The 24,000-nt window shown below is 53.8% G+C and carries 21 protein-coding genes; 11 read left to right on the top strand and 10 right to left on the bottom strand.

The annotated features are described in order from the left end of the window. Nucleotides 1–75: 75 nt before the first annotated feature. Entirely contained in the window at nucleotides 76–1,464 is a 1,389-nt protein-coding gene (locus FDW88_RS01120; protein ID WP_137361852.1) for an MFS transporter, read from the bottom strand. Nucleotides 1,465–1,632: 168 nt separating this feature from the next. Continuing rightward, the gene (locus tag FDW88_RS01115) at nucleotides 1,633–2,829 is read right to left on the bottom strand and encodes an ROK family transcriptional regulator (RefSeq protein ID WP_137361851.1); all 1,197 of its coding nucleotides are present in this window, start codon (nucleotides 2,827–2,829) and stop codon (nucleotides 1,633–1,635) included. A 115-nt stretch (nucleotides 2,830–2,944) separates the two neighbouring features. Between FDW88_RS01115 and FDW88_RS01110 the strand changes: the two genes are divergently transcribed. From FDW88_RS01110 to FDW88_RS01100, 3 genes are all read left to right on the top strand, one after another. Further along, entirely contained in the window at nucleotides 2,945–6,211 is a 3,267-nt protein-coding gene (locus FDW88_RS01110; RefSeq protein WP_137361850.1) for a DUF5107 domain-containing protein, read from the top strand. 46 nt (nucleotides 6,212–6,257) lie between these two features. Beyond that, the gene (locus FDW88_RS01105) at nucleotides 6,258–7,082 is read left to right on the top strand and encodes an aldose 1-epimerase (protein ID WP_137361849.1); all 825 of its coding nucleotides are present in this window, start codon (nucleotides 6,258–6,260) and stop codon (nucleotides 7,080–7,082) included. Nucleotides 7,083–7,170: 88 nt separating this feature from the next. Next, the gene (locus FDW88_RS01100) at nucleotides 7,171–8,319 is read left to right on the top strand and encodes a 3-phenylpropionate MFS transporter (protein ID WP_096756153.1); all 1,149 of its coding nucleotides are present in this window, start codon (nucleotides 7,171–7,173) and stop codon (nucleotides 8,317–8,319) included. Here FDW88_RS01100 and csiE read toward each other — a convergent pair. The 7 genes from csiE to FDW88_RS01065 form a co-directional block, all read right to left on the bottom strand. After that, on the bottom strand, nucleotides 8,314–9,591 hold the full coding sequence (csiE, locus tag FDW88_RS01095; protein WP_135911596.1) for a stationary phase inducible protein CsiE: 1,278 nt from the start codon (nucleotides 9,589–9,591) through the stop codon (nucleotides 8,314–8,316). The genes FDW88_RS01100 and csiE overlap by 6 nt on opposite strands. Before the next feature lie 365 nt (nucleotides 9,592–9,956). Then, a complete protein-coding gene (locus FDW88_RS01090; protein WP_115257774.1) occupies nucleotides 9,957–10,556 on the bottom strand; it encodes an SIS domain-containing protein in 600 nt (199 codons plus the stop codon). Continuing rightward, on the bottom strand, nucleotides 10,553–12,190 hold the full coding sequence (locus tag FDW88_RS01085) for an FGGY-family carbohydrate kinase (protein ID WP_137361848.1): 1,638 nt from the start codon (nucleotides 12,188–12,190) through the stop codon (nucleotides 10,553–10,555). The genes FDW88_RS01090 and FDW88_RS01085 overlap by 4 nt, the downstream gene beginning before the upstream one ends. Nucleotides 12,191–12,207: 17 nt before the next feature. Beyond that, nucleotides 12,208–13,161, bottom strand: a complete 954-nt coding sequence (locus FDW88_RS01080) for an ABC transporter permease (RefSeq protein ID WP_096756157.1) — start codon at nucleotides 13,159–13,161, stop codon at nucleotides 12,208–12,210. A gap of 1 nt (nucleotide 13,162) precedes the next feature. Beyond that, a complete protein-coding gene (locus FDW88_RS01075) occupies nucleotides 13,163–14,152 on the bottom strand; it encodes an ABC transporter permease (RefSeq protein WP_137361847.1) in 990 nt (329 codons plus the stop codon). Continuing rightward, the gene (locus FDW88_RS01070; RefSeq protein WP_137361846.1) at nucleotides 14,145–15,653 is read right to left on the bottom strand and encodes a sugar ABC transporter ATP-binding protein; all 1,509 of its coding nucleotides are present in this window, start codon (nucleotides 15,651–15,653) and stop codon (nucleotides 14,145–14,147) included. The genes FDW88_RS01075 and FDW88_RS01070 overlap by 8 nt, the downstream gene beginning before the upstream one ends. Nucleotides 15,654–15,756: 103 nt before the next feature. After that, nucleotides 15,757–16,740, bottom strand: a complete 984-nt coding sequence (locus FDW88_RS01065) for an autoinducer 2 ABC transporter substrate-binding protein (RefSeq protein WP_135911600.1) — start codon at nucleotides 16,738–16,740, stop codon at nucleotides 15,757–15,759. A gap of 413 nt (nucleotides 16,741–17,153) precedes the next feature. Here FDW88_RS01065 and FDW88_RS01060 point away from each other — a divergent pair, with 413 nt between their 5' ends. Together FDW88_RS01060 and FDW88_RS01055 are read left to right on the top strand one after the other, a co-directional pair. Beyond that, nucleotides 17,154–17,792, top strand: coding sequence for a DUF1007 family protein (locus tag FDW88_RS01060; RefSeq protein WP_137361845.1), 639 nt, complete (start codon nucleotides 17,154–17,156; stop codon nucleotides 17,790–17,792). Further along, on the top strand, nucleotides 17,783–18,763 hold the full coding sequence (locus FDW88_RS01055) for a nickel/cobalt transporter (RefSeq protein WP_115257778.1): 981 nt from the start codon (nucleotides 17,783–17,785) through the stop codon (nucleotides 18,761–18,763). Before FDW88_RS01060 ends, FDW88_RS01055 begins: the two co-directional genes overlap by 10 nt. A gap of 73 nt (nucleotides 18,764–18,836) precedes the next feature. Here FDW88_RS01055 and suhB read toward each other — a convergent pair whose 3' ends face one another. Then, nucleotides 18,837–19,640, bottom strand: coding sequence for an inositol-1-monophosphatase (gene suhB, locus FDW88_RS01050; protein WP_096756163.1), 804 nt, complete (start codon nucleotides 19,638–19,640; stop codon nucleotides 18,837–18,839). 118 nt (nucleotides 19,641–19,758) lie between these two features. On the opposite strand from suhB, the gene trmJ reads away from it, so the two are divergent. The 6 genes from trmJ (at nucleotide 19,759) to hscB (ending at nucleotide 24,000) form a co-directional block, all read left to right on the top strand. Continuing rightward, nucleotides 19,759–20,490: a tRNA (cytosine(32)/uridine(32)-2'-O)-methyltransferase TrmJ gene (trmJ, locus tag FDW88_RS01045; RefSeq protein WP_115257779.1), complete on the top strand. Its 732-nt coding sequence runs from the start codon at nucleotides 19,759–19,761 to the stop codon at nucleotides 20,488–20,490. Between the two features lie 217 nt (nucleotides 20,491–20,707). Continuing rightward, nucleotides 20,708–21,199, top strand: a complete 492-nt coding sequence (iscR, locus tag FDW88_RS01040) for a Fe-S cluster assembly transcriptional regulator IscR (RefSeq protein WP_005120405.1) — start codon at nucleotides 20,708–20,710, stop codon at nucleotides 21,197–21,199. Between the two features lie 112 nt (nucleotides 21,200–21,311). Further along, entirely contained in the window at nucleotides 21,312–22,526 is a 1,215-nt protein-coding gene (gene iscS / locus FDW88_RS01035) for a cysteine desulfurase (protein WP_096756165.1), read from the top strand. 148 nt (nucleotides 22,527–22,674) lie between these two features. After that, the gene (gene iscU / locus FDW88_RS01030) at nucleotides 22,675–23,061 is read left to right on the top strand and encodes a Fe-S cluster assembly scaffold IscU (RefSeq protein WP_002913991.1); all 387 of its coding nucleotides are present in this window, start codon (nucleotides 22,675–22,677) and stop codon (nucleotides 23,059–23,061) included. Between the two features lie 20 nt (nucleotides 23,062–23,081). Next, nucleotides 23,082–23,405 (top strand): iron-sulfur cluster assembly protein IscA, encoded by a 324-nt coding sequence (iscA, locus tag FDW88_RS01025; protein WP_003835203.1) that lies wholly within the window; start codon nucleotides 23,082–23,084, stop codon nucleotides 23,403–23,405. 79 nt (nucleotides 23,406–23,484) lie between these two features. Continuing rightward, nucleotides 23,485–24,000 carry a co-chaperone HscB gene (gene hscB, locus FDW88_RS01020; RefSeq protein ID WP_137361844.1) on the top strand — a complete coding sequence of 172 codons (516 nt, stop codon included), beginning with the start codon at nucleotides 23,485–23,487 and terminating at the stop codon, nucleotides 23,998–24,000.

Raw genomic sequence — 24,000 nt, 5'->3', positions numbered from 1 at the left:
TCAGGAACTTGTTCGCACCTTCCCTAATACAGCCATTTTGTAGGTGAAAAGTCTGTGTGTTTTCGTTCCAGCTAATCATGGCGTTACTTCCTGGGCTGTTTTATTACGGCTGTGAATATCATCGAGAATTTCGAAAAAGCGTTTTTCCGTAATTTCATATTTCGCCAGAGGGATAATACTTATGATGGTTAGAATACCAGGGATTAACGTGAAAAAAAGGCCTATCCACATGGCTGTTTGAGGTGATTGTTCAATGTGAGGGATATAACCAGCCCATGCCAAACAAAAACCACCCATCGCGCCACCAATAGCACTGGAAAGTTTGGTTTTGAATATATTAAGAGAGAAAACCATTCCCTCAGAACGATTACCGCTGACCCATTCGCCATATTCAACGCAGTCTGCAACCATCGAGTACAGTGCAATATTTCCGATGCCACCAAAGAACGGTGCGAGAGCACCAATGATGAAAATAATTGTTATGTTACTCTGAAAGAAAAATAACGCCATGCAAGCCAGTGCCATGAGTAGACTGCTGTAGATAGCTGTATTCTTTTTTCCGAATTTAGCAGAGACAAATGGAGATACGATAGCCCCTGCAACTTGTGCAACCTGAGATACCGTCAAAAAAGCCGCTAGCGCAATTTCAGCATTTAAATTGTAAATAAAAAAATATAGCTGGAATGTTCCACGAATAATACCAATGAGTTCCAGTATAAACATGCCAATTAGAAGGTATCTTAATGGCCTGTTTTTCTTGAGAAGTGACCAGAATCCTTTGAAACTCTGTTTTTCTTTGCGTGGGACAGTATATTTTTCTTTCACGCCGAAGAAAGTTATCAGCATGCAAATTAAGAAGATAGCACTAAATATTAGCGAAACGCCCCACCAGCTACCAACAAATTTGACCAGCCATAACGTAGAGGCGCTGACTGTCAAAAAGCCAAAGGTTGCAATGGTTCTTGGGATAGTAATGACTTTGGTACGCTCTGTAGGGTCCTGCGTAATGGCTGCCGAGAGTGACCAGTAAGGAATATCAATAACTGCGAAGCAAACGCTCCATAATATATATGTGGCATATGCATAAACTAATTTACCAGCCTCAGAAAAATCCGGGCTAATAAAACATGCTACGGTTGTTAGTGAAACAAGAATACTGCCAACAAGTATCCATGGGCGAAACTTTCCCATTTTTGTGTGAGTATTGTCTACCAGGATGCCAAGAGCAATATCGGTTGCACCATCGACCAATCTGGCAACCAAGAAAAGCAAACCGACAGCTGCCGCTTTAATGCCATAGCTATCAGTGTAATAAAGCATTAAATATATAGCGATAAATGCGTACATGACGTTCGCACCATAGCTTCCCATGCCATAGGATATCGCAGTAGTCCACGATACTTTATCTCGTGGATATTGTTTTTTTTCTAAAACTGCTTCTGTACCTGAACTGGTTAACTCCATTTGAGTTCCCCTGAATTGAATAAATGATCGGATTTAACGACAATGAACATCAACTTTCGGGTGGTAGCGTAGAGCAACAAGTGCAGGCGGACTTTGCGCCGAGATTTATATTTCAGTAAACAAAGATTACTAAACGTCTTTCACGTTACGATTCTGACGTCAAAATAATCAAGCTTGCGCCAGCGCCGCCTCAACAAACAGGTAGCCGATACCGGTGATTTGCTGTTGGCGCGTCAGCTTGCCAAATCCAATTTGTGTTTGTCGGGTACGCACGGCGTCACCGTGATCGAAAGGGGTAAAACCAATTTGTTGATAGATGGTCTGTAGCCACTTATCGCCAAACTCACAGCTACGGCCGTAGAACCAAATTTGGTTAATGTTGAGAATGTTCAGCAGGTTATATAGCGTCAACCCGATGGCGTTAGCCGCTTGTTCCACCCACTGCACCACCTGTTCATCGCCGCTGTGCCAGGCGTCAATCAGTTGGTGGTTAGAGATGTTTTCAGGATCTAAATCTGGCGGCGTGGGTCGTGATTTCAACCAGATCCGCGCCTGTTTTTTAAGCGCCGACAGTGAGGCTACGGTTTCCAGACACCCGTAGCGGCCGCAGTCGCAGGCGATACCATCACGGTCAAAAACGGTATGACCAATCTGCCCACTGCCGTTGAGCATGCCGCGGTAGATCTGTCCGTTGATGACGAAAGATGAGCCGATACCGTAGTCGACATTAACGATGCAGAAATCCTCACGATTACTGCTGTTTTGCCACTTCTCCGCCAGCACCAACATAATGCAGTCGTTGTCCACCCGCACCGACACACGCAGGCGTTCTTCCAGAAGATATTTAATTTCTACCGGTTTTTTCCACGGTGCCTGTGGCATGGTCTGCGATACGCCAGTATCCGGGTCGACTTGCCCGTGTACCCCCAGCGCAAGATTGATCCGTCTGCCGGGGTGATTCTTGTGTTGTTGCCGCCATAGTCCTTCAATGGCTGAAAGTAACGCTTCTGGCGTAGGGGCGTTGACCTGACTATGGAGAAAATCACCGATCGGTGTCATCTGCGCATCAATCAGCTGGCTTTCAATGCTGGTGGGGGTGACGTTCATGCACAGAATCAGCGGCCCGTCGTTGGGGATCTGATAATGTCCGCTGTTCATCCCGCGCGAGCTGAGATTTTCGCTCGAGTGGCTAAGTTTCTCTTCACCGACCAGTTCATCGAGTATTTTGCTCACCGCCGGAATAGATAATCCGGTATGCGTCGCAAGCTGGGATTTACTCAAACGCTTGTAGCGCCAGACAAGCGCCATAATGGCTCGGCGGTTATGCCGCCTTACCGTTTGATTGTTCAGTCCAGCTATTTGCATATTACTAAACCTTGTTAATAGTAATGCGTGAGCATCGCGTAATTTACCGGAAAATAAGTTCTCTACACTGCCATCCTATCGTATTTCACTGTGTTTTGTTTACTGGAGAATGGTTATGTACGGAGTGGTTAAGGTCTGGCAGGAGACGCTTACGTTGCCGACATGGACAACGGGCAACGAAGACTCAAACCCGATGTTTCTCGAAAAACGTGTTTATCAAGGATCGTCCGGAGCGGTGTATCCCTATGGCGTTGTGGATACGCTGACCGGCGAGCGGGAGATGCGCGAGTATCAGGGGATCTGGATGGAGAATGATTTTATTCGCATTCTGTTGCTGCCGGAACTTGGGGGACGTATCCACCGAGCGTATGACAAGGTGAAACAGCGGGATTTTGTCTACTACAACGAGGTGGTGAAACCTGCGCTGGTAGGGTTGTTAGGGCCGTGGATCTCCGGCGGTATTGAGTTCAACTGGCCGCAGCACCATCGTCCAACGACCTTTATGCCCGTCGACTTCACTCTGCAAACGGGCGAACACGGTGAACAAACGGTATGGATGGGGGAAGTGGAACCGATGCGCGGTCTGCAAGTGATGGCGGGCTTCACGCTTTATCCGGACCGGGCACTGGTGGAGATAACCGGCAAAGTGTTCAACGGCAATGACACTCCACGCCACTTCCTGTGGTGGGCAAACCCTGCAGTGAAGGGCGGGGATGATCATCAAAGCGTTTTCCCACCTGACGTAACGGCGGTATTTGACCACGGTAAGCGTGATGTGTCGGCGTTCCCGATTGCCACTGGTACCTACTACAAAGTGGATTACTCAGCAGGCGTGGATATCTCCCGCTATCGAAACGTACCGGTGCCGACCTCCTACATGGCTGAAAAGTCAGATTATGATTTTGTTGGTGCCTGGCATCACGGTGAGCGAGGCGGTTTATTACACGTCGCGGACCACCATATTTCTCCGGGTAAAAAGCAGTGGACGTGGGGGCACGGCGAATTTGGTCAGGCTTGGGATCGTCAGTTAACCGATGAAAATGGCCCTTATATTGAACTGATGACCGGCGTCTTTACCGACAACCAGCCGGATTTCACTTGGCTTGCACCGTATGAAGAGAAAGTCTTCGTACAGAACTTCCTGCCTTATAGCGAGTTATCATCGGTGCAGAATGCCAGCGCTCAGTTGGTGATGCGCCTTGAGCGGCAGGCCGCGAAGCTTGTCGTGGGCCTGTATGCGGTTGCACCGCTCCATAATGTGCGGGTGGAAATTCGTGATGACCAGCAAACGCTGTGGAACACCCATGTGACCCTGGAACCAGGGCAGAGCTGGCAGGAAACATTGAGTGAATGTTGGTCACAGCGCCTGACGATGACAATCTTTGATAGCGACAACCGTCAGATGCTGCATTACGAAGAGCATATTCCTGAAGAAACGCCGCTACCCAGCGCCGCCGTTGCGCCTAAATTGCCGCAGGAACTGACGAATGGCGAAGAACTTTACTTCATTGGTCAGCATATTGAACAGTACAACCAGGCCAGTCGTTATGCTGAAGATTATTACTGCCGGGCGATTGAATTGGATCCCGAGGATTATCGCAGTAACGTGGCGTTGGGCAATCTGGCGCTGAACCGAGCCGACTGGGCGCTGGCCCAGCGTTGTGCAGAGGCCGCGCGCTCAAGAGCCCACCGGCTGAATAAAAACCCGCGTGATGGTGAAGCCAGTATGCTGCTGGGTGCAGCGCAGGAACGCCAGGGGAAAGAGAGCAAAGCGTGGGATAGCTACTACAAGGCGAGCTGGAGCGGAAACTGCCGTGACGCAGCGTTTTACTCGCTGGCGCGGCTGGCGATGAAGCAGGGTGATGACGCCGATGCGCTGACAAAAGTGGAAATTAGTCTGCAATTTAACGGTGGCAATAACCTGGCTATGGGGTTAAAAGCCCTGGCGTTGGCGACGACTCGCGGTGAACTGGCGGCAGAGGAATATATCGACCAGTCACTCAAGACGCATCCGTTGAGCTACGCGCTGCACTACGCGCGTTGGGCCATCGGAGGGGCGGCGTCTGCTCGTGACGCTTTGATTAGCGTCACCGGTCAGCGTGGCATCAACGCCAGTACGTTAGCAGGCTGGCTGGTCTCACTCGGTAAAAAACAGGATGCTCGTGAGTTGCTGGTACTGCTTGATAGCCAGGAGACGTTGCCGATGCTGTGGCTAGCCTCACTTAGCAACAATTCGCCGTCTTATCTGCAAAGTGCGCAGCGCTGTTTTGCCAACCGTGTGCGTTTCCCTAACACCCTCGACGAAGTAGTGATGTTGCAATCTCTGCAACAGGATGCTTTTGCTTGTTATTTGCTTGGCTGCTTCTGGTACAGCAAGCGTCGGTATGATGAGGCTATCGCCTGCTGGCAGCAGACGCTGGTACTTCAGCCAGATTTTGCGCCGGTACACCGCCTGCTGGGGATTTACGCCTGGAATAAACAGCATAATGCCCAACTGGCGAGCCAGTATTTACAACAAGCGGTGGCGCTGGAGCCCGATAATGCGCGTTTCCTGTTTGAACTGGATTACCTGCAAAAACAGCAGGGGCTGAGTATCGAAACGCGGCTGGCGCTGCTGACGTCGCGTCGCTGCGTGGCGTTAAAACGTGATGATCTCACCGCTGAGCTGCTTAGCCTGTGGAACGGCGTGGGTGAATATGACCTGGCTGCACAGGTGCTGCGCGACCGCGAATTTCACCCCTGGGAAGGGGGCGAAGGGAAGGTTACCGGGCAGTATTTGCTCAACCAGGCTCATCGCGCACTAGAGGCTATTCGTCAGGGGGGAACGGGGCGCGCGGTTGAGTTGCTCCAGCAGGCGCTACGTTATCCGCTAAACCTGAGTGAAGGGCGGTTGCCAGGACAAACCGATAACGATATCTGGTATCTATTGGCTTATTGTCATCAGAAACTGGGCGAAAGCGAACTCGCGGGCCAGGCGTTGGCACGTGCAATGCAGGGGGACTCCGGCCTGAGCGCGGGACGTTACTACAACGATCAGCCCGCTGACTATCTGTTCTGGCAAGGAATAGCGATGAGGAAGAGCGGTGAGCATCAGCAGGCAGATGCCCATTTCCAGGGCTTCCTTGATTGGGTAGAAGGTCATCGGGATAGCGTCCCGGAAACAGACTTTTTTGCTGTATCGTTGCCGGACCTTGTCGCGTTGGATGCGAGTTCTGTGTTGCGACATCAGCAACATTGCTTGTTTATTGAGGCGTTGGGCTACCTTGGACTGGGCAAGCGTCATGCATGTCAGAATGCCTTGACGCTACTGCTGACGCTGAACCCGGCCCATGATAAAGCGCTGCTGATAAGCCATGCGTTGGTAAGCGGTCTCTTTGACTAACCTGGCTGCCGGGTGGGAAACCGTCCGGCACTCACGAGACGTAGCAATGACGCGAATACGATTACAGAATGCGGCGCTTGAGGCTGAAATTGATGCGCAAGGCGCAAAGGTGGTGCGGCTTATCTTTCGGTCTCATCAGTCGCCGGTACTTCATGAAAACCCAGCGGGCGCAATGTTCCCCATGTTACCGCTGGCTAACCGGGTGGCAGGTAATCGCTTTCTGCTGCGGGGGGAAGAGGTGGTTTTGCCGCAGCATGAGGCGGACGATAAATTCTTCTTACAAGGTGACGGCTGGCTGCGGCGCTGGGAGGTGGTTAATGCGACTCAAAGTGGCTGTTTGCTGCGCTTACGCGGCTGGCATCCGTGCGGTTACGACTATACGGCGCAGCTGTGCTATCAACTGGAAGCATCCAGCCTGCATGCCTCGTTGACCCTCACCCACAGTGGTGAACAACCGATGTTGTACGGCTGTGGCTTCCATCCGTTTTTTGCCTTTGATGCGCGCAGTACGGCGCAGTTTTCGGCCAGCGGCTACTGGCCGGAGGGGGAGCAACACCTGCCGTTACCCTGGCAGCACGATATCCCACCAGCGGCTGATTTCACTCGCGCACAGTATGGCGAGGACGCCTGGCTGAACGTGGGGTATTCCGGCTGGGGCGGGCAGGCGGTCATTCAACGCGATGTGATGAAGCTCACGATTCTGGCGCAAACTCCGTGGCTTATGCTGTTCAGAATGTCGGGTGAGGAGTTCCTTTGCCTCGAACCGCAGACGCATCCGGTGAATGCCCACCACATGCCGGGCCAGCCGGGGTTACGCCTTTTAGCGCAGGGAGAACAGTGCCATTTTGCGCTGCAAATTCGCGTAGAATAGGGCAATTATCATGTTATCTGCCTGTTAATACTCGCTTGCGCCAGCCGGGGTTTATCGCCAGACTATCGCCTCCAAACGGGAGGGAATCATGGTTTTGCACTCCACGCGCTGGCTGGCGCTCGGTTATTTCACCTACTTTTTTAGCTACGGGATTTTTCTGCCTTTCTGGAGCGTGTGGCTCGAAGGGTTGGGGCTGACGCCTGAAACCATCGGCCTGCTGTTAGGCGCGGGGTTAATTGCACGTTTTCTCGGTAGTTTGCTCATTGCGCCGCGCGTGAGCGATCCCTCTCGTCTGATTTCCGCTTTACGCATTTTAGCGCTGCTGACGCTGGTGTTTGCGCTGGCCTTCTGGGCGGGGACGCACGTGGCGTGGCTGATGGTGGTGATGGTCGGGTTTAACCTGTTCTTCTCGCCGCTGGTGCCGCTGACGGATGCGCTGGCGAATACCTGGCAAAAGCAAATCACCATGGACTATGGCCGGGTGCGGTTGTGGGGGTCTGTGGCCTTTGTGATTGGCTCGGCGCTGACCGGTAAGCTGGTGACCCTGTATGACTATCGGGTGATCCTGGTGCTGCTGTCACTGGCGTTGGCGTCAATGCTGCTGGGTATGATGATCCGCCCGAGCGTGCAGCCTGCGGGAGAAGTTCGCCAGCAGGAGAGTACCGGATGGCCAGCATGGCGTCAGCTGGTTATGCAGAGCTGGCGCTTTCTTGCCTGCGTGAGCCTGCTGCAAGGGGCGCACGCCGCCTATTATGGTTTCAGCGCTATTTACTGGCAGTCTGCCGGGTATTCGGCGTCAGCGGTGGGCTATTTATGGTCACTGGGTGTGGTCGCGGAAGTGATTATCTTCGCACTCAGCCACAAGCTGTTCCGCCGCTTTAGCGCCCGCGATCTGTTGCTGCTCTCCGCCGTGTGTGGCGTGGTGCGCTGGGGGTTGATGGGCTGGAGCACCGAGCTGCCGTGGCTTATCGTGGTGCAAATCCTGCATTGCGGTACGTTTACCGTGTGTCACCTGGCGGCTATGCGCTACATTGCCGCACGCCAGAGCAGCGAAGTGATTCGTTTGCAGGCGGTCTATTCCGCCATTGCGATGGGCGGCAGTATTGCCATTATGACCGTGTTCGCTGGTTACCTGTACCAGAATATGGGCAGCGGTGTATTCTGGGTTATGGCGCTGGTGGCGCTGCCCGCCATCGTCTTGCGGCCTAAAGTGACGGCGCAATCACCGGTGTTATGATTCGAGGATTTTGCGGATCTGCTGCTGCTGATGCAGCGTAAGCGACAGATCCGCATGAATCAACGGCGGTGAAAACAGCGGTAGCGGCGTGGTGTACGGGGTAATAATCAGCGCCACGCCACGCGGCGAGCCCTGTTTCTGAAAGTCCTGCATCGGCATATGTTTTACGTTCAGCGGCAGCAGGGTCAGCTCACGTAATTGCTGTTCGATATGCGTCTCCAGTCGTTCATTATTGCCCGTCAGCAGAATGATTTGCTTCTCGTGCAGATCTTTTTCCTGCATCAGCCATGCGCCAAAAATGACGGCGACCAGCCCCGCTTCTTCTTCAGAAAAATGCACCTCGTATTCCGCTTCAAATCCCTTGAGCGCTTCTCGCGTGGTGCGCACCAGCCGGGGATAGAGCCGACTGAACTCCTCCGGCAGGGTGTTATCAATGCCAATCGCGAACACGCTACGGTTCAACGCCTGAGCAAGATGCACGTACAACTGGTCGTTCAATCCTTGTTCGTCACTGAAGCGGACGTTGCCGCTCTCGCGAAAACGTAGCACCAGTCGGGCAATGGCCAGACGCAGGCGGCGGTCCTGCTGATGGTTATCGCGAATGGGATCGGGGATGCGGATCATCGAGAACAGCAGCGCCATAAACAGCGACTCGCCCGGTGGCGCACTTTGCATCACACGGCGCTGCCAGTGACGACCGATTTCTTCGGCGAGCGCATACTCGGCGCAGGATTGCGCCCAGCGCTGTTGTAGCGGGTTAAACTCCGGGTGGAGCCCGGCGTGATGTTGCAGCAGGCTGTACTGTAAAAACAGGCGCAGAAACTGGACATCCCGGCATTCAAACGGCTTTTGCAGTCGCCGGGAACAGAGGTTGATGAGTGCATGCAGATTGGTGTCGTCATACAGCGTGCGGGCGATACCGCGTTGTTTGAGCTGCATTTTTAACGCGGGTGTGAACTGCCCGGTGATAAAGCCCGGGCACAGCCGCAGGCCGCGTCGTAGCCAGTGCAGAAAGCACAATCGTTGATTGAGTGCCGATCCTTCGATCTGGTAGCCACCATTCTGCGTGGCAATGATAGTAAGGCGATGATAACGCTGGATTTCAATCCCCGCGCCGATGATATCCTCGCGGACCACATCGTCTTCGACGCCATTGAGGGCGCTAAATGTCTGGGTGGTCGCGATTTGCCCCGGCTGGAACAGCGTCAGCAGCACATGGCAGCGGCGCTGGGGAGCAGAAAGTACAGATGGCGGGGCAAGCGTTGTCATCATCTGTAGAGTCTCCCGAAAGTATGTTTGGTAAGAATAGCTAAAGTTTGCTCATAGAAATGAAGAATGGAATCCTTTCCGCCAGGAATGCTGGAGACCGTCACAGAATTTTTAACGCGAGGAACAGTGGGCGGGAGTTAAACGCAGCGCGTTAACACGTTTTTTCACTGTTTTATCTTTTGTTGCAATATAAAAAAACACTACCAGTGGCTGTACTGTTTGTCAGTTAAGCATTATGGAGAACATGTGATTCCGGCTCAGGGTCACGTTCACGGGTACTATCATTTCAGATAAGTGAAAAACATAAGGTGAACGTAGCAATATACCGGAGGCAACAGATCTATTACCTCCGGAACAGCTGTCAGGCGTTACTGCCCACGGCTCAGCGTTAATCCCACATCGCCGCCAGGATGCACGGCTAACAGCGTTTCTTTAGAGTAGCCACTCTCGCTCATCAGACAGGCGCAGGCGGCATCAAATATTGCCAGGACCAGAATAATGGAGGTGGTCGCCAGCATGTCCAGCGGATCGGCCTCGCGCTGTACGCCGGTGGAAATCACCAGCCGTGAGGCGCTGGCGATGGCGGAGTTTGGGTTTTCCGTCACGCTAATTATCGGCACGTTCCTCGCAGCCAGTCCCGGCAGCAGTCGGGTAAGCTCATCTGAATTCCCTCCGCGCGACAGCATAATCACCCGATCGTCTGCGCGTAAAAAACCCAGGTCGCCATGAGCAGCGTCGGTGGCATTGAGGTAAATTGCCGGGCGTTCGACGCAGGCCAGCATATGCGCCACTTTACGTGCGGCAATGCCGGACGTACCGACGCCAGTGACGACAATTTTTCCTGTGCAGTCGCGCAGTTCGGTCATTAAAGACTGCCAGGTCTGCTCTGTCAGATGCTGGCCCAATCCCGCCAGAGCCTCACTGTAGAGCTGCCATACGCCGGTCGCCTGGGACCATGAATCACTCATGCGTCCTCCTGCATTAACTGGCGGTATTTCATATGGTCCTGGTACATCTCGTGGAAAACCCGGTATTTGCGATCGTAGTACTGCTTAATACGGTTGGTTTGCGGGGTGACCGTTTTACCAATGCGGCTCATCGCTGACATCGCTTCCGGGAAGGTATCGAACACACCTGCGGCGAGGGTTCCCATCATGGCGCTGCCCAGCAGCATGGCTTCACTTTCTTCCGGTAGCAGCATCGCACAGCCGGTGGCGTTGGCATGTTCCTGTACGAAAATTGGGTTTTTCGTGCCGCCGCCGCTGGCCATAATGGTATCGATGGTATACCCGCTTTGGTTCATCGTTTCGATAATATGCCGCGTCCCCAGCGCAATGGCCTGAATGGTCGCCAGATACTGCAGCGCCATATCTTCCGGCGTCCGGGACAGCTTCAAGCCGGTAATTGCACCGGTGAGCGTAGGGTTGGCGCGCGGGGAACGGTTACCGTGGAAATAGGGCAGAATGTGCATATCGCGGGTCAGAAACGCGATATCTTCCGGTTCGCCGGCCATTTTACGCAGCAGCGCATTCAGCACTTCGTAAATGGTCTGCCCCTGTGATTTTGCCTGCGCCAGCAACGTGTCGTAGCACGGGTGTGACTGAATAACGTGGTCGATTAACGCGCCGGTGGCCGACTGTCCGCCTTCGTTGAGCCAGTATTGCGGCAGGACGGCGGAGTAGTAAGGACCCCAGACGCCGCTGATAAAGCGCGGCTCTTTAGAAATTGCCATATGACCGGTGGACGTGCCGCCAATCAGCGCGACGCGGCGGTCAAAATCAGCTACTTCGCCGGTCACACCGCTGGCGCCGAGGGTGCCCAGCGTTCCGGCGTGGGCATCAATAATCGACACGCTGACCGCGGTCCCTGGGATCAGACCCATTTCGTTGGCGGCCCGTGCAGAAAGGCCATGACCGAGCGGTTCCCCCATCGTTTTCACGTCGCGGCCAATTTTAGCGGCATCGTGCTCCAACAAGTCTTCCAGCCCAATCTGGCGGAAATAGCTGGCATCCCATTTGTCCTCATGACCCATATAGGTCCATTTACACACCGTCGAGCACAGCGAGCGCGTGTCGTCGCCTGTCGCGCGCCAGGTGAGGAAATCCGGCAGGTCAAAGTAGTAGCCTGCATTGGCCCAGGTGTTGGGCATATGCTGCTTCAGCCACAGCAGTTTTGGCGTTTGCATTTCCGGCGAGATAATCCCGCCGACGTAGTCCAGCACTCGATGATGCAGGGCGTTAATGCGCTCGGCTTGAGTAATGGCGCGGTGATCCATCCACACAATAATGTTTTGTTCGCTGCGCCCGGAAGGGCTGATGGTCAGCGGTTTACCTTCTTTATCGAGCACCACCAGCGAGCAGGTGGCGTCGAAGCCCAGACCTTTCACCTGAATCGGGTTGATATCTGACTGGTTAATCGCATCACGAACCGCGTTACACACTGCCTGCCAGATGTTATCTGAGGATTGCTCAACGAAATCGGCCTGCGGACGGTAAATCTCAATCGCCCGGCTAGCCTGACCGACCATTCTGCCGTTGAGATCAAACACGCCTGCACGGGCGCTACCGGTTCCGACATCCACACCAATAAAGTAACTTGCCATAATTTTTTCTCCTGGAATCAGGCTTTACGATTCTGTAATGCGATAAAGAGGATCAGCACCGCGCCCCACAGCGCCATCGTCAGATAGCTACTGACCCCCAGCAAGTTAAGGCCGCTTTCCAGCATTTGCAGCACAATGAGCGCTAGCACCAGGCCGATAATACGCCCGAAGCCGCCATCCGGGTTGATGCCACCCAGCACCGAGGCGAGGATGGTGACCAGCAGATAGGATTCGCCGTATCCGGCTTTTGCCGAGTTAAATTTCGCCATCATCAGGATGGCGGCTACCCAGCCGAGCAGGGCCGAAATGACGTACACGGAGATCTGTACCCGTACCGTATTCACGCCGCTGTAGCGGGTTGCCTGTTCGTTGGACCCGACGAGATACAGGCTGCGCCCAAGTGTGGTGTGTTCCAGCAATACCCACAGCAGGATGGCCACGAGGAAAAAGAGCAGTAGCGCCACGGGGATACCGGCAATCGTGCCGTTACCCAGGTATTGAATAGCGGTCGGGAAGCCGGAAATGACCGTGCCGTTAGAGAGCAGAATATTCAGCCCGGAGATAAGTGTCATGGTGCCGAGCGTGGCGAGGATCGGCGACACGCCGACCCAGGCGATCAGCGCGCCGTTCAGCGTACCAATGGCTACCGCCACGGCAGCTCCCGCCAGCAGGGCGATGACCAGGAACAGAGGGTTATCCGGATGGGCGACAATGATTGCCGCCATTACCAGCGAGCAGGCGTTAGCTCCGGCAATAATGGACAGGTTAATGCCGCCGGTCAGCATGGTCATGCCCATTCCCAGCGCCAGCATGCCGAGGATCGGTAGCTGTGAGCTGATGGACTGGAAGTTAGCCACGCTGAAAAAACGGCTGCCAAGCAGGGCCGAGAAGACCAGCGCGACGACCACAATAATGATGCATTGCAGACGAATGATGGCATCACCGGGTAAAAATCTGGCGATTGTTTTCATCTCAAAGCTCCCTTGCCAGTTTACGTTTTTCGTTCCAGGCCGTGGCGCTAATGCTGACCAGGATAATGGCGCCGCTGAACACGGTGTGCCAGTAAGAGGAGACGCTCAGCAGCGTCAGGCCGTTTTGTAAGAAGGCCAGCAGGACAACGCCGAGCAACGTTCCGGTCAGGGTACCGCGTCCACCGCTCATGCTGGTTCCCCCGAGCACGACCGCCGCCAGTACCGTCAACTCAAAACCGAGCAGGGAGTTGGGCGCGACGGATTGGGTGATTTGTGCCTGCACCACGGCGGCAACGCCTGCCAGAATCCCCATGTAGCCGTACACGTAGAAATGCAGCTTCAGCAAATTCAGACCCAGGCGCGACGCCGCGTCGCGGTTGCCGCCCATGGCGTAAACCTGGCGGCCGAGGCGGGTATAGTTCATCAGTACGGCAGTCACAATAATCACCGCCGCCAGACACAGCAGGGGCAGGGTCAGTCCGTAGTCGTAGCCGTCCGCTGCGGTGAACGAGAACCAGTTGATGCCGTTCATGAACCAGTCCGGGAAGCCATACAGCCAGGTACCTTTAGTGGCGTACACCAGCAGGCCGTAGTAGACGTTCAGCGTGGCGATGGTAATGATGATCGCCGGTACGCGCAGCCAGTAGACCAGAAAGCCGTTAATAAGCCCGAGCAGCAGTCCGACGGCAATGGCAATAACCAGCGCCAGCGCAAAGTTGCCGCCGTGGCCGATCACCCAACTGGCCATCGCGTACTGGGCAATGGCGGTCATCGCCGGGAATGAAATATCGATCCCACCGGAAATCAGCACCACAAACAGGCCGCAGGCCAGAATGCCGAGAATGGCGTAGCTGGTGGCGACGTCCGTCAGGTTCCCCAGCGACAGGAACTCATCGGTACTGACGCTTAGTCCTATGGCGAGTGCCACCACCAGCAGGCCCAGCCAGAATTCATGTTGCCCGAGCAAACGGGAGAAATGCAGACTATTCATTGATGACCTCGACCACTTCAGCAATCTCCTCTTCACGACACTGATGAGGATTAAATTCCGCCACCAGTTTGCCGCGACGCATCACCAGCACGCGGTGGCTGTTGTAATAGGCTTCCGGGATCTCATCGCAGATCATCAGCACCGCCATTCCCTGCTCGGCCAGATCGCGGGCAATCTGGTAAATGCCCTCTTTGTTGGCAATGTCGACGCCAACGGTGGGGGAGTCGAGGATCAGGATGCGCGGATGGGTCGCGACCCATTTGGCAATGGCGATACGCTGGGCGTTGCCGCCGGAGAGCGTTTTGACCGGCAGGTGCGGATCGGACACTTTGATGTTCAGCTCGCGGATCAGATCAGCGACCAGCTTTTGTGCTTTAGCATGGTCGAGCAGGCCGCTGCGGGTGTGCAGTTGATTGAAGACCGTGACGATAGTGTTGTCGTAGATCGACTGCTCCATGATCAGTCCCTGCGTCAGGCGATCTTCTGAGACGTAGCCGATCCCGTGCTGAATGGCATCGTGGTTATTACGCAGCCGGACCGGCTGACCGTTAATGCGCATTTCGCCGCTCTCTGGGTGGGTCATGCCAAACAGACTCAGACACAGCTCGGTGCGCCCGGCGCCCAGCAGGCCGACAATCGAGACAATCTCACCGCCGTGCAGTGACAAATTAATATTCTGGTATTTTCCGCGACGGCTCAGGTTGCGCAGTTCCAGCAACGGTTCGTGGGAGTCGAATGACTTCTCCGGCAGCGGGCTGTAATGGAAGCGTTGCCCGGTCATCAGGAAGGCCAGTTCGTGGCTGTCCAGTTCGCTGGCAGGATACGTGCCGACCAGTTTCCCGTCGCGCATCACGCTGATCCGGTCAGCCACCTCCATCACTTCATCAAGACGATGGCTGACAAATACCACGCAAATGCCGGCGGCTTTCAGTTCGTTAACCACCCGCAGCAGGCCGTTGACTTCCTGACGGGTTAACGAGGCGGTGGGTTCATCCATGATGACCAGCCGTGCATCGGCGGCAATCGCCCGGCAAATCGCCACCAGTTGGCGGTCGGCGATGGAGAGTTTCTCGACCTTTTTGTCCGGATCGAGGGTTACACCAATGCGCTTCATGGCTGCCAGCGCTTGTTGTTTCATGGCGCCGCGACGTACCCAGATATCACCGCCGGGCAGGTAGCGGTTAACCGCAATATTTTCCGCGACGCTAAAATTGGGGAATAGCGACAGATCCTGATAGATGACCTGGATGCCATAGTGAGAAGAAAGCTGTGGCGTCAGGTGATGGAACAGCTTGCCATCAAGTAAAATCTGCGCGCCTTTTTCAGGGTGATAGACCCCGGAGATCACTTTAATGATGGTGCTCTTGCCACAGCCGTTTTGGCCCGCCAGACAGTGAACTTCGCCTTTTTTCAGCGTCAGATTCACGTTATCCAGCGCCAGCACGCCCGGGAATTGTTTGCTGATATTCTCAAGAGTGATAAATGCGGTGGTGTCTGCCATGGACAATACCCCTGCGAGCGTCCTGACGGACGCTGAGTGTGAGTGTGGTGGATAGCGCCGACCAGGCGGTCGGCGTTAAGGTTCCCTGGTGTTGGCTAAAGCCTTAGAAACCGAGTGATTGCGCGTTGTCTTTGGTGACTTCGAGGATCTTGTTAAAACGGATCACTTTCTTCTCCATGTCGATATCGGCTTTCCCTAAACCATCAATACTCAGAGAGTCATTGACCTCTTTGCCTTGCAGCAGTTGGTCAGCAACCGTCACCAGTGCGTAGCCCGCATCTTTCGGGTCCCACAACAGTGCTTTTTTGATATCTCCACGCATCAGGTAAGGTGCGGCCTGGGCTGGCATGGCGATACCGACGACGGCAATTTTATCCTTGGCGCGTTTTTTCTGTACGGCCTGGCCTGCCCCAATCGGACCCAGTGAACCGAAGCCGATAATCCCTTTCATTTGCGGATAGGTTTTCATCAGATCCAGCGTCGTGGAATAGGACTTATCAATACTTTCCGCTACCGGCAGACGCGAGGTCACTTCGAACATCTCCGGGTATTTTTCTTTCTGATACTTAATCGCGTAGTCGGCCCATGCGTTATGCAACGGCACGGTCAGCGAACCGACATAGATGGCATAACCCCCTTTGCCGCCCATACTTTTCGCCAGCTCATCAACGTTGGCCTGCGCATATTTTTCACTGTCGATGGTTTCGATATCCCACTGGCCGATTTGCTCGTCTGGGGATTCGTGCGTCAGGACCACAATGCCTTTCTCGCGCGCTTTTTTCAGTACCGGCTCAAGGACCTTGGCATCGTTTGGCACTACGATTATCGCATTCACGTTTTTGGCGATCAGATCTTCAATCACTTTCACTTGCTGAGCCGGGTCTGGCGTAGACGGACCGGTCTGGTAAGCGTTCACATCCAGTTTTTTTGCTGCTTCGTTAACGCCGGTCTCCATACGGTTAAACCAGGGAATACCAGTGACTTTGGCAACCACAGCAATTTCATATTTTTCCGCCGCAAAGGACGTGCCGGACAACATGCATGCAGAAACCAGGGTTGCACTGAGTAATGCGAGTTTGAATTTCATAGTTGTACCTTTAGTAGGGGGCAGGGCATGTCACGGCGTGAGGTTAACAACGAAGGGAAGAGGGAATGAATCATAAATCCTGTGAATGTGATCTATGCCCATTTTTGTAAAATGCAGGATCTATTTGAGTTAATTTTTAGTTAAATGTGAAGGATTTCGCGTGTGTGAAGTCAAATTTATTGTTATCAAACAATTAAAATGAAACTAAATATTAACATTTTGTTATCATTTGTATTAAGGGGATGCGGTAAATCCTCTTTTTTTCCGTTGCCAACGATGAACAAATTTTCGAAATTGAGAACTGAATCGATACCGGAAAAGGGGCCCAATATTTTATCGTTCAATGCTATCCTCAGCGTATTCTCGCCAACGACGTCCTTTTGATGGCGGGCTGGATTTATTGTGGAGAAATCATGCCGCGTGTTAAACGCATCATTGTCACGTTGTTTCTGGTCGTCCTGTCTTTTGGCGCGGGCGCGCATCCTCACAGTTTTATTCATCTGAAAACCGAACTGGTGAGTGAAAATAACCAGTTTGTGGCGTTGAAAATGCGCTGGACGATGGATGAAATCACCTCCGCTGACCTGCTGTACGATGCGGGCAATGCCAAACCGGGGGATGAGATCTGGAAAAAACTGGCTGCGGAAGTGATGGCCAATGTCCTCGGACAGCACTATTTCACCGAAGTGTGGCACAACGGGCAAAAGGTAAAATTTAAAAATCGCCCGACGGAATATGGCATGGAGCGCGAGGAACATCAGGCGGTGCTGACGTTTGTACTGCCGTTGGCCCAACCACAGCCGCTTGCCGGACAGACTTATAGTATTTCCTCGTTTGATCCCACCTACTACGTGGATATGAGTTACGACCAGGACCGCGATGCCGCGCTGGCGCCGGGCTTCAGCAAGCAATGCCGGATTAGCGTGCATACCCCGACGCCTAATGAACAAACGCTGAGCTTTGCGCAGTCACTGGATAAAGAAGACGCGCCGCCGGAGGATATGGAGTTGGGTAAACAATTTGCGCAGACGGTAACGCTACAATGTCAGTAGTTTATCAACAACGCGTAGCCAGACGCCGCTGGCTCATGCTATGGCCACTGGCGCTCTTTTTACTGCTGGCGATCGGTGGCGTGCTGTGGATCTGGCAGGCCTGGCCGCAGGTGATGGTGCAAAGTATTCTCTGGCAACGGGACGTTAACCAGCAGATGAGCGGCTTGCTGAAAGCGGTGGCCGCCAATCCCACCCGTGCGGGCGGATCGCTGCTGCTGTTTAGCTTTATTTATGGGGTATTGCACGCGCTGGGTCCGGGGCACGGGAAAATCGTCATTACCACCTGGCTGGCGACGCATCCCTCGAAGCTGAGGTCGAGCATCGGGCTGACGCTGGCCTCGTCCTTATTACAGGGGCTGGTGGCGATCGGTCTGGTCGTTGTGGTGCTCACGGTACTGCAACTGCCCGCCCGGCAACTGCATATGAGCAGTTTCTGGCTGGAGAAAGCCAGCTATGCGTTGGTCGGCGTGTTGGGGGTTTTACTGTGTTGGCGGGCGTTAAAAAAAATACGCGCGCTGCTGCGTCGCCCGACATTTACCGCTTTCACGCCGCATCATGTGCATGATGAACGCTGTGGTTGCGGGCATCAGCATGTGCCCAACCCGGAACAGCTGCAAAGCGGCGATGACTGGCGCGCCCGGCTGATGATCATTCTCTCGATGGGAATGCGCCCTTGTTCCGGCGCCATAATGGTGCTGCTGTTTAGTAAAGTGGTGGGCGTCTTTGGCTGGGGCATGGCGTCGGCGCTGGCGATGGCAGCGGGAACCTCTCTGACCATTACTTCTCTGGCATTACTGGTACACAGTTTTCGGACGATGGCGCTGAAACTCAGCGGCAATAAAGCGCCGGTATTGTGGCGACAGATGGCCTGGACCACGCTGGCACTGGCCGGTGGTGCGATTTTAGTGGTTGCTGCGGTGGTGATGTGGGTGAGTGCGGTGCCGGTGGGAAGGGGATTACGACCGTTTTAGGTTAGTAAGCGGTATGAGTATGAAATGTAGGCCGGATAAGACGCGTCAGCGTCGCATCCGGCACCACAACTGATTAACGCTTCAGCGCGTCGCTCAGTTCGTCACGCATGTTCGCCAGCATGGCTTTCACTACGCGCGGGTTACCTGCAACGATGTTGCCGGTTGACATGTAGTTATGACCGCCGGTGAAGTCGCATACCAGTGCGCCTGCTTCACGTGCAATCAGTTCACCTGCGGCAAAATCCCACGGCTTCAGGCCGATTTCGAAGTAACCATCAACGCGTGCGGCGGCAACATAGGCCAGATCCAGCGCAGCAGAACCGGTGCGGCGGAAGTCAGCGCATTCGGTGTACATTTTGCCAAGGATCTTCATATAAGAAGGCGCGTGCTGTTTGGCTTTGAACGGGAACCCGGTGGCGATGATGGTGCCATCCAGATCGCGAGCGGTGCTGCCACGCAGACGGTAGCCGTTCAGCTGTGCGCCCTGACCGCGCGTTGCGGTGAACAGTTCGTTACGCATTGGATCGTAAACAACGGCGACTTCAGTACGGCCTTTAATGCGTACTGCGATGGATACCGCGAAGTGCGGCAGACGTTTTACGAAGTTGGTGGTGCCATCCAGTGGATCGATAACCCATTGAACATCCAGATCTTCACCAATATGTTCACCGCTTTCTTCGGTGATGATGGTGTGCTGAGGGTAAGATTTGCGGATTGTTTCGATAATAATCGCTTCTGCGGCTTTATCGACGTTAGTCACGAAATCATTGCTGCCTTTCTGGCTGGTTTCTACAGAGTCTGGTGTTTCGTAGTGTTTGGCAATTACATTACCCGCCTTGCGCGCTGCGCGCACGGCGATGGTCAGCATCGGATGCATCGGTCTCTCTCACTGGATGTTAAAGAACGGGAAAACGGCGCAGAGTATAGCAGCGAGTTCGGTATATGTCTTCGTTTTATGATAATATGGCCGAATAATCTTTAGCCGAAGAAAGACAATGCTGCAAAATATTCGAATTGTGCTGGTGGAGACCTCTCACACCGGCAATATGGGCTCCGTTGCCCGCGCAATGAAAACCATGGGTTTAACCAATCTGTGGCTGGTGAATCCGCTGGTCAAACCTGACTCCCAGGCCATCGCCCTGGCGGCCGGTGCCAGCGACGTGATCGGTAATGCGCAAATCGTCGATACCCTCGATGAAGCGCTGGCTGGCTGTAGTCTGGTGGTCGGAACCAGCGCGCGCTCCCGTACCTTGCCGTGGCCGATGCTCGACCCGCGCGAATGCGGTTTAAAAAGCGTCGCCGAAGCGGCGAACACCCCGGTTGCGCTGGTATTTGGTCGTGAACGTGTAGGTCTGACCAACGACGAACTGCAAAAATGCCATTATCACGTCGCGATTGCCGCGAACCCGGAATACAGTTCGCTGAACCTGGCGATGGCGGTTCAGGTCATTTCTTATGAAGTGCGAATGGCCTGGCTGGCAACGCAGGAAAGCGGTAAGACGGCAGAATACGAAGAAACCGAGTATCCGCTGGTCGATGATTTAGAGCGTTTTTACGGTCATCTGGAACAGACGCTACTGTCGACGGGCTTTATCCGCGAGAACCATCCGGGGCAGGTGATGAACAAACTGCGTCGTCTGTTCACGCGTGCGCGTCCTGAGAGCCAGGAGCTGAATATTCTGCGCGGAATGCTTGCTTCTATAGAGCAGCAGAATAAAGGAAAGTAGGCGTCTTGATGCCGTATAGCTGCACGATTTGTAGGCCGGATAAGCGAAGTGCTATCCGGCAAATGAAAACGGCACTGAAGGTTAAATACCTGACTAATTTAGTCAAGTAAATAGTTGACTGATTTAGTCGGGAATGTCAGACTTGCCCCTGCTATGCAATACCCCCATTTTACAATAAAAAACCCCGGGCAGGGGCGAGTTTGAGGCTAAGTAAGACATGAGACTGACATCAAAAGGGCGTTATGCCGTGACCGCAATGTTGGACGTTGCGCTCAACTCCGAAACGGGCCCGGTACCGTTGGCTGATATTTCTGAACGTCAGGGCATTTCCCTGTCGTACCTGGAGCAGCTGTTCTCCCGTTTGCGTAAAAACGGTCTGGTTTCAAGCGTACGTGGACCAGGCGGCGGGTATCTGCTGGGTAAAGATGCAGGCAGCATCGCAGTAGGTGAAGTCATTAGCGCTGTTGACGAGTCGGTAGATGCCACCCGTTGTCAGGGCAAAGGTGGTTGTCAGGGCGGCGATAAGTGCCTGACCCATGCGCTGTGGCGCGATTTGAGCGACCGTCTGACGGGTTTTCTCAACAACATTACGTTGGGTGAACTGGTGAATAACCAGGAAGTCCTGGATGTGTCTGGTCGCCAGCACACGCATGACGCTCCACGCAGCACCCGCACGCAAGACGCGATCGACGTTAAGTTACGCGCATAATAAAAGTATTTTAGAATCAGGCCGGGGTGTTGGACACCCCGTTAACTCGGCCGTACATCCAGCCGGTTGCCTGGTTCCTTGCATTGAAGCGATGTACGGAGTTTATAGAGCAATGAAATTACCGATCTATCTCGACTACTCCGCAACCACGCCGGTGGACCCGCGTGTTGCCGAGAAAATGATGCAGTGTCTGACCCTGGACGGAAACTTTGGTAATCCAGCGTCCCGTTCTCACCGTTTTGGCTGGCATGCTGAAGAGGCGGTAGATATCGCCCGTAATCAGATTGCTGACCTGGTGGGTGCCGATCCGCGTGAAATCGTCTTTACTTCCGGCGCGACCGAATCCGACAACCTGGCGATTAAGGGTGCGGCTAACTTTTATCAGAAAAAAGGCAAGCACATCATCACCAGCAAAACGGAACACAAAGCCGTGCTGGACACCTGTCGTCAGCTGGAGCGCGAAGGGTTTGAAGTCACCTACCTCGCCCCGCAGCGTAACGGCATTATTGACCTGAAAGAACTCGAAGCGGCGATGCGTGATGACACCATCCTCGTTTCTATTATGCACGTGAACAACGAAATTGGCGTGGTGCAGGATATCGCGGCTATCGGCGAAATGTGCCGTGCGCGTGGCATCATCTATCACGTTGATGCGACCCAGAGCGTGGGCAAACTGCCTATCGACCTGAGCCAGCTGAAAGTTGACCTGATGTCCTTCTCCGGTCACAAAATCTACGGTCCGAAAGGTATCGGCGCACTGTACGTTCGTCGTAAACCGCGTATCCGCATCGAAGCACAGATGCACGGCGGTGGTCACGAGCGCGGCATGCGTTCTGGTACGCTGCCTGTCCACCAGATCGTGGGTATGGGTGAAGCTTACCGTATCGCGAAAGAAGAGATGGAAACCGAGATGGCGCGCCTGCGCAGTCTGCGTAACCGTCTGTGGAACGGCGTGAAAGACATGGAAGAGGTCTACCTGAACGGTGATCTCGAGCATGGCGCACCGAACATCCTTAACGTCAGCTTTAACTACGTTGAAGGCGAGTCGCTGATCATGGCGCTGAAAGATCTGGCCGTTTCTTCCGGTTCTGCCTGTACGTCTGCAAGCCTGGAACCTTCCTACGTGCTGCGCGCGTTGGGTATGACTGACGAGCTGGCACACAGCTCAATCCGTTTCTCTTTAGGTCGTTTCACTACCGAAGAAGAGATTGACTACACCATCGATCTGGTTCGCAAGTCTATCGGCCGTCTGCGTGAACTTTCCCCGCTGTGGGACATGTTCAAACAGGGCGTAGACATCAACAGTATTGAATGGTCACATCATTAATCGGTATACCCGTCATACTTCAAGTTGCAGATGCGTTGGCCGCGCTCGCTCACCCCAGTCACGTACTTATGTACGCTCTTGGGGATTTGCTCCCTTGCCGCCTTCCTGCAACTCGAATTATTTAGGGTACACATAAGGAGAATTCATCATGGCTTACAGCGAAAAAGTAATCGATCATTATGAGAATCCACGTAACGTGGGTTCTTTTGACAACAGCGACGAGAACGTGGGCAGCGGTATGGTGGGTGCACCGGCCTGTGGCGACGTGATGAAGTTGCAGATCAAAGTCAACAATGAAGGTATCATTGAAGACGCGCGTTTTAAGACTTATGGCTGCGGTTCCGCCATTGCCTCCAGCTCTCTGGTTACCGAATGGGTGAAAGGGAAATCGCTGGACGAAGCACAGGCGATTAAAAACACCGATATCGCAGACGAGCTTGAACTGCCACCGGTGAAAATTCACTGTTCTATTCTGGCTGAAGACGCGATTAAAGCCGCGATTGCGGATTACAAAAGCAAACGTGAAGCAAAATAATTAAGAGTTGAGGTTTTATTATGTCGATTACCTTAAGCGACAGTGCAGCAGCGCGAGTAAATACCTTCCTGGCAAACCGTGGTAAAGGGTTTGGCCTGCGCCTGGGTGTGAGAACCTCCGGCTGCTCAGGTATGGCCTATGTACTGGAATTTGTTGACGAGCCGGCGGCTGAAGATACCGTGTTTGAAGACAAAGGCGTTAAAGTCGTGATCGACGGTAAAAGCCTGCAATTTCTGGACGGTACGCAGTTAGACTTCGTCAAAGAAGGTCTGAACGAAGGGTTTAAGTTCACTAACCCTAACGTGAAAGACGAGTGTGGATGCGGCGAAAGCTTCCACGTGTAACGTGCGTCACCCGAAAACCCCACCGTGGCCTTGCTGCTACGTGTGGGGTTTGTTCTAACAGGCTACCCCTGAGAATGTTATGGACTACTTCACCCTCTTTGGCTTACCGGCCCGCTATCAGCTCGATACTCAGGCGCTGAGCCTCCGTTTTCAGGATCTACAACGTCAGTATCATCCTGATAAATTTGCCAGCGGTTCCCAGGCGGAACAACTTGCTGCAGTTTCGCAGTCCGCCACGATCAACCAGGCCTGGCAAACGCTGCGTCATCCCTTGATGCGCGCTGAATACTTACTGTCTTTACACGGCTTTGATATCAGAAACGAGCAGCACACGGTGCGCGATACCGCGTTCCTGATGGAGCAACTCGAGCTGCGCGAAGAGCTGGACGAGATTGAACAGGCTAAAGACAGTGAACGTCTGGATGCGTTGATGAAACGCATCAACGAGATGTACCAGGTTCGCCATCAGTTGATGGTCGAACAGCTGGACAGCGAAGCGTGGGATGTGGCGGCTGAGACCGTGCGTAAACTGCGTTTTCTCGATAAACTGCGAAGCAGTGCAGAACAACTCGAAGAAAAACTGCTCGATTTTTAA

Origin of the sequence: Citrobacter sp. wls829 (assembly GCF_005280825.1) — a bacterium.
GTDB lineage: Bacteria > Pseudomonadota > Gammaproteobacteria > Enterobacterales > Enterobacteriaceae > Citrobacter > Citrobacter gillenii.
Note: the sequence above shows the minus strand (reverse complement) of the source record. Positions and strands in the feature narration are given on the sequence as shown.

What these genes read in the sequence shown, in the direction of transcription:
- FDW88_RS01120 (WP_137361852.1), bottom strand. Translation starts at nt 1,464, where the DNA reads ATGGAGTTAACCAGTTCAGGTACAGAAGCAGTTTTAGAAAAAAAACAA.
- FDW88_RS01115 (WP_137361851.1), bottom strand. Translation starts at nt 2,829, where the DNA reads ATGCAAATAGCTGGACTGAACAATCAAACGGTAAGGCGGCATAACCGC.
- FDW88_RS01110 (WP_137361850.1), top strand. Translation starts at nt 2,945, where the DNA reads ATGTACGGAGTGGTTAAGGTCTGGCAGGAGACGCTTACGTTGCCGACA.
- FDW88_RS01105 (WP_137361849.1), top strand. Translation starts at nt 6,258, where the DNA reads ATGACGCGAATACGATTACAGAATGCGGCGCTTGAGGCTGAAATTGAT.
- FDW88_RS01100 (WP_096756153.1), top strand. Translation starts at nt 7,171, where the DNA reads ATGGTTTTGCACTCCACGCGCTGGCTGGCGCTCGGTTATTTCACCTAC.
- csiE (WP_135911596.1), bottom strand. Translation starts at nt 9,591, where the DNA reads ATGATGACAACGCTTGCCCCGCCATCTGTACTTTCTGCTCCCCAGCGC.
- FDW88_RS01090 (WP_115257774.1), bottom strand. Translation starts at nt 10,556, where the DNA reads ATGAGTGATTCATGGTCCCAGGCGACCGGCGTATGGCAGCTCTACAGT.
- FDW88_RS01085 (WP_137361848.1), bottom strand. Translation starts at nt 12,190, where the DNA reads ATGGCAAGTTACTTTATTGGTGTGGATGTCGGAACCGGTAGCGCCCGT.
- FDW88_RS01080 (WP_096756157.1), bottom strand. Translation starts at nt 13,161, where the DNA reads ATGAAAACAATCGCCAGATTTTTACCCGGTGATGCCATCATTCGTCTG.
- FDW88_RS01075 (WP_137361847.1), bottom strand. Translation starts at nt 14,152, where the DNA reads ATGAATAGTCTGCATTTCTCCCGTTTGCTCGGGCAACATGAATTCTGG.
- FDW88_RS01070 (WP_137361846.1), bottom strand. Translation starts at nt 15,653, where the DNA reads ATGGCAGACACCACCGCATTTATCACTCTTGAGAATATCAGCAAACAA.
- FDW88_RS01065 (WP_135911600.1), bottom strand. Translation starts at nt 16,740, where the DNA reads ATGAAATTCAAACTCGCATTACTCAGTGCAACCCTGGTTTCTGCATGC.
- FDW88_RS01060 (WP_137361845.1), top strand. Translation starts at nt 17,154, where the DNA reads ATGCCGCGTGTTAAACGCATCATTGTCACGTTGTTTCTGGTCGTCCTG.
- FDW88_RS01055 (WP_115257778.1), top strand. Translation starts at nt 17,783, where the DNA reads ATGTCAGTAGTTTATCAACAACGCGTAGCCAGACGCCGCTGGCTCATG.
- suhB (WP_096756163.1), bottom strand. Translation starts at nt 19,640, where the DNA reads ATGCATCCGATGCTGACCATCGCCGTGCGCGCAGCGCGCAAGGCGGGT.
- trmJ (WP_115257779.1), top strand. Translation starts at nt 19,759, where the DNA reads ATGCTGCAAAATATTCGAATTGTGCTGGTGGAGACCTCTCACACCGGC.
- iscR (WP_005120405.1), top strand. Translation starts at nt 20,708, where the DNA reads ATGAGACTGACATCAAAAGGGCGTTATGCCGTGACCGCAATGTTGGAC.
- iscS (WP_096756165.1), top strand. Translation starts at nt 21,312, where the DNA reads ATGAAATTACCGATCTATCTCGACTACTCCGCAACCACGCCGGTGGAC.
- iscU (WP_002913991.1), top strand. Translation starts at nt 22,675, where the DNA reads ATGGCTTACAGCGAAAAAGTAATCGATCATTATGAGAATCCACGTAAC.
- iscA (WP_003835203.1), top strand. Translation starts at nt 23,082, where the DNA reads ATGTCGATTACCTTAAGCGACAGTGCAGCAGCGCGAGTAAATACCTTC.
- hscB (WP_137361844.1), top strand. Translation starts at nt 23,485, where the DNA reads ATGGACTACTTCACCCTCTTTGGCTTACCGGCCCGCTATCAGCTCGAT.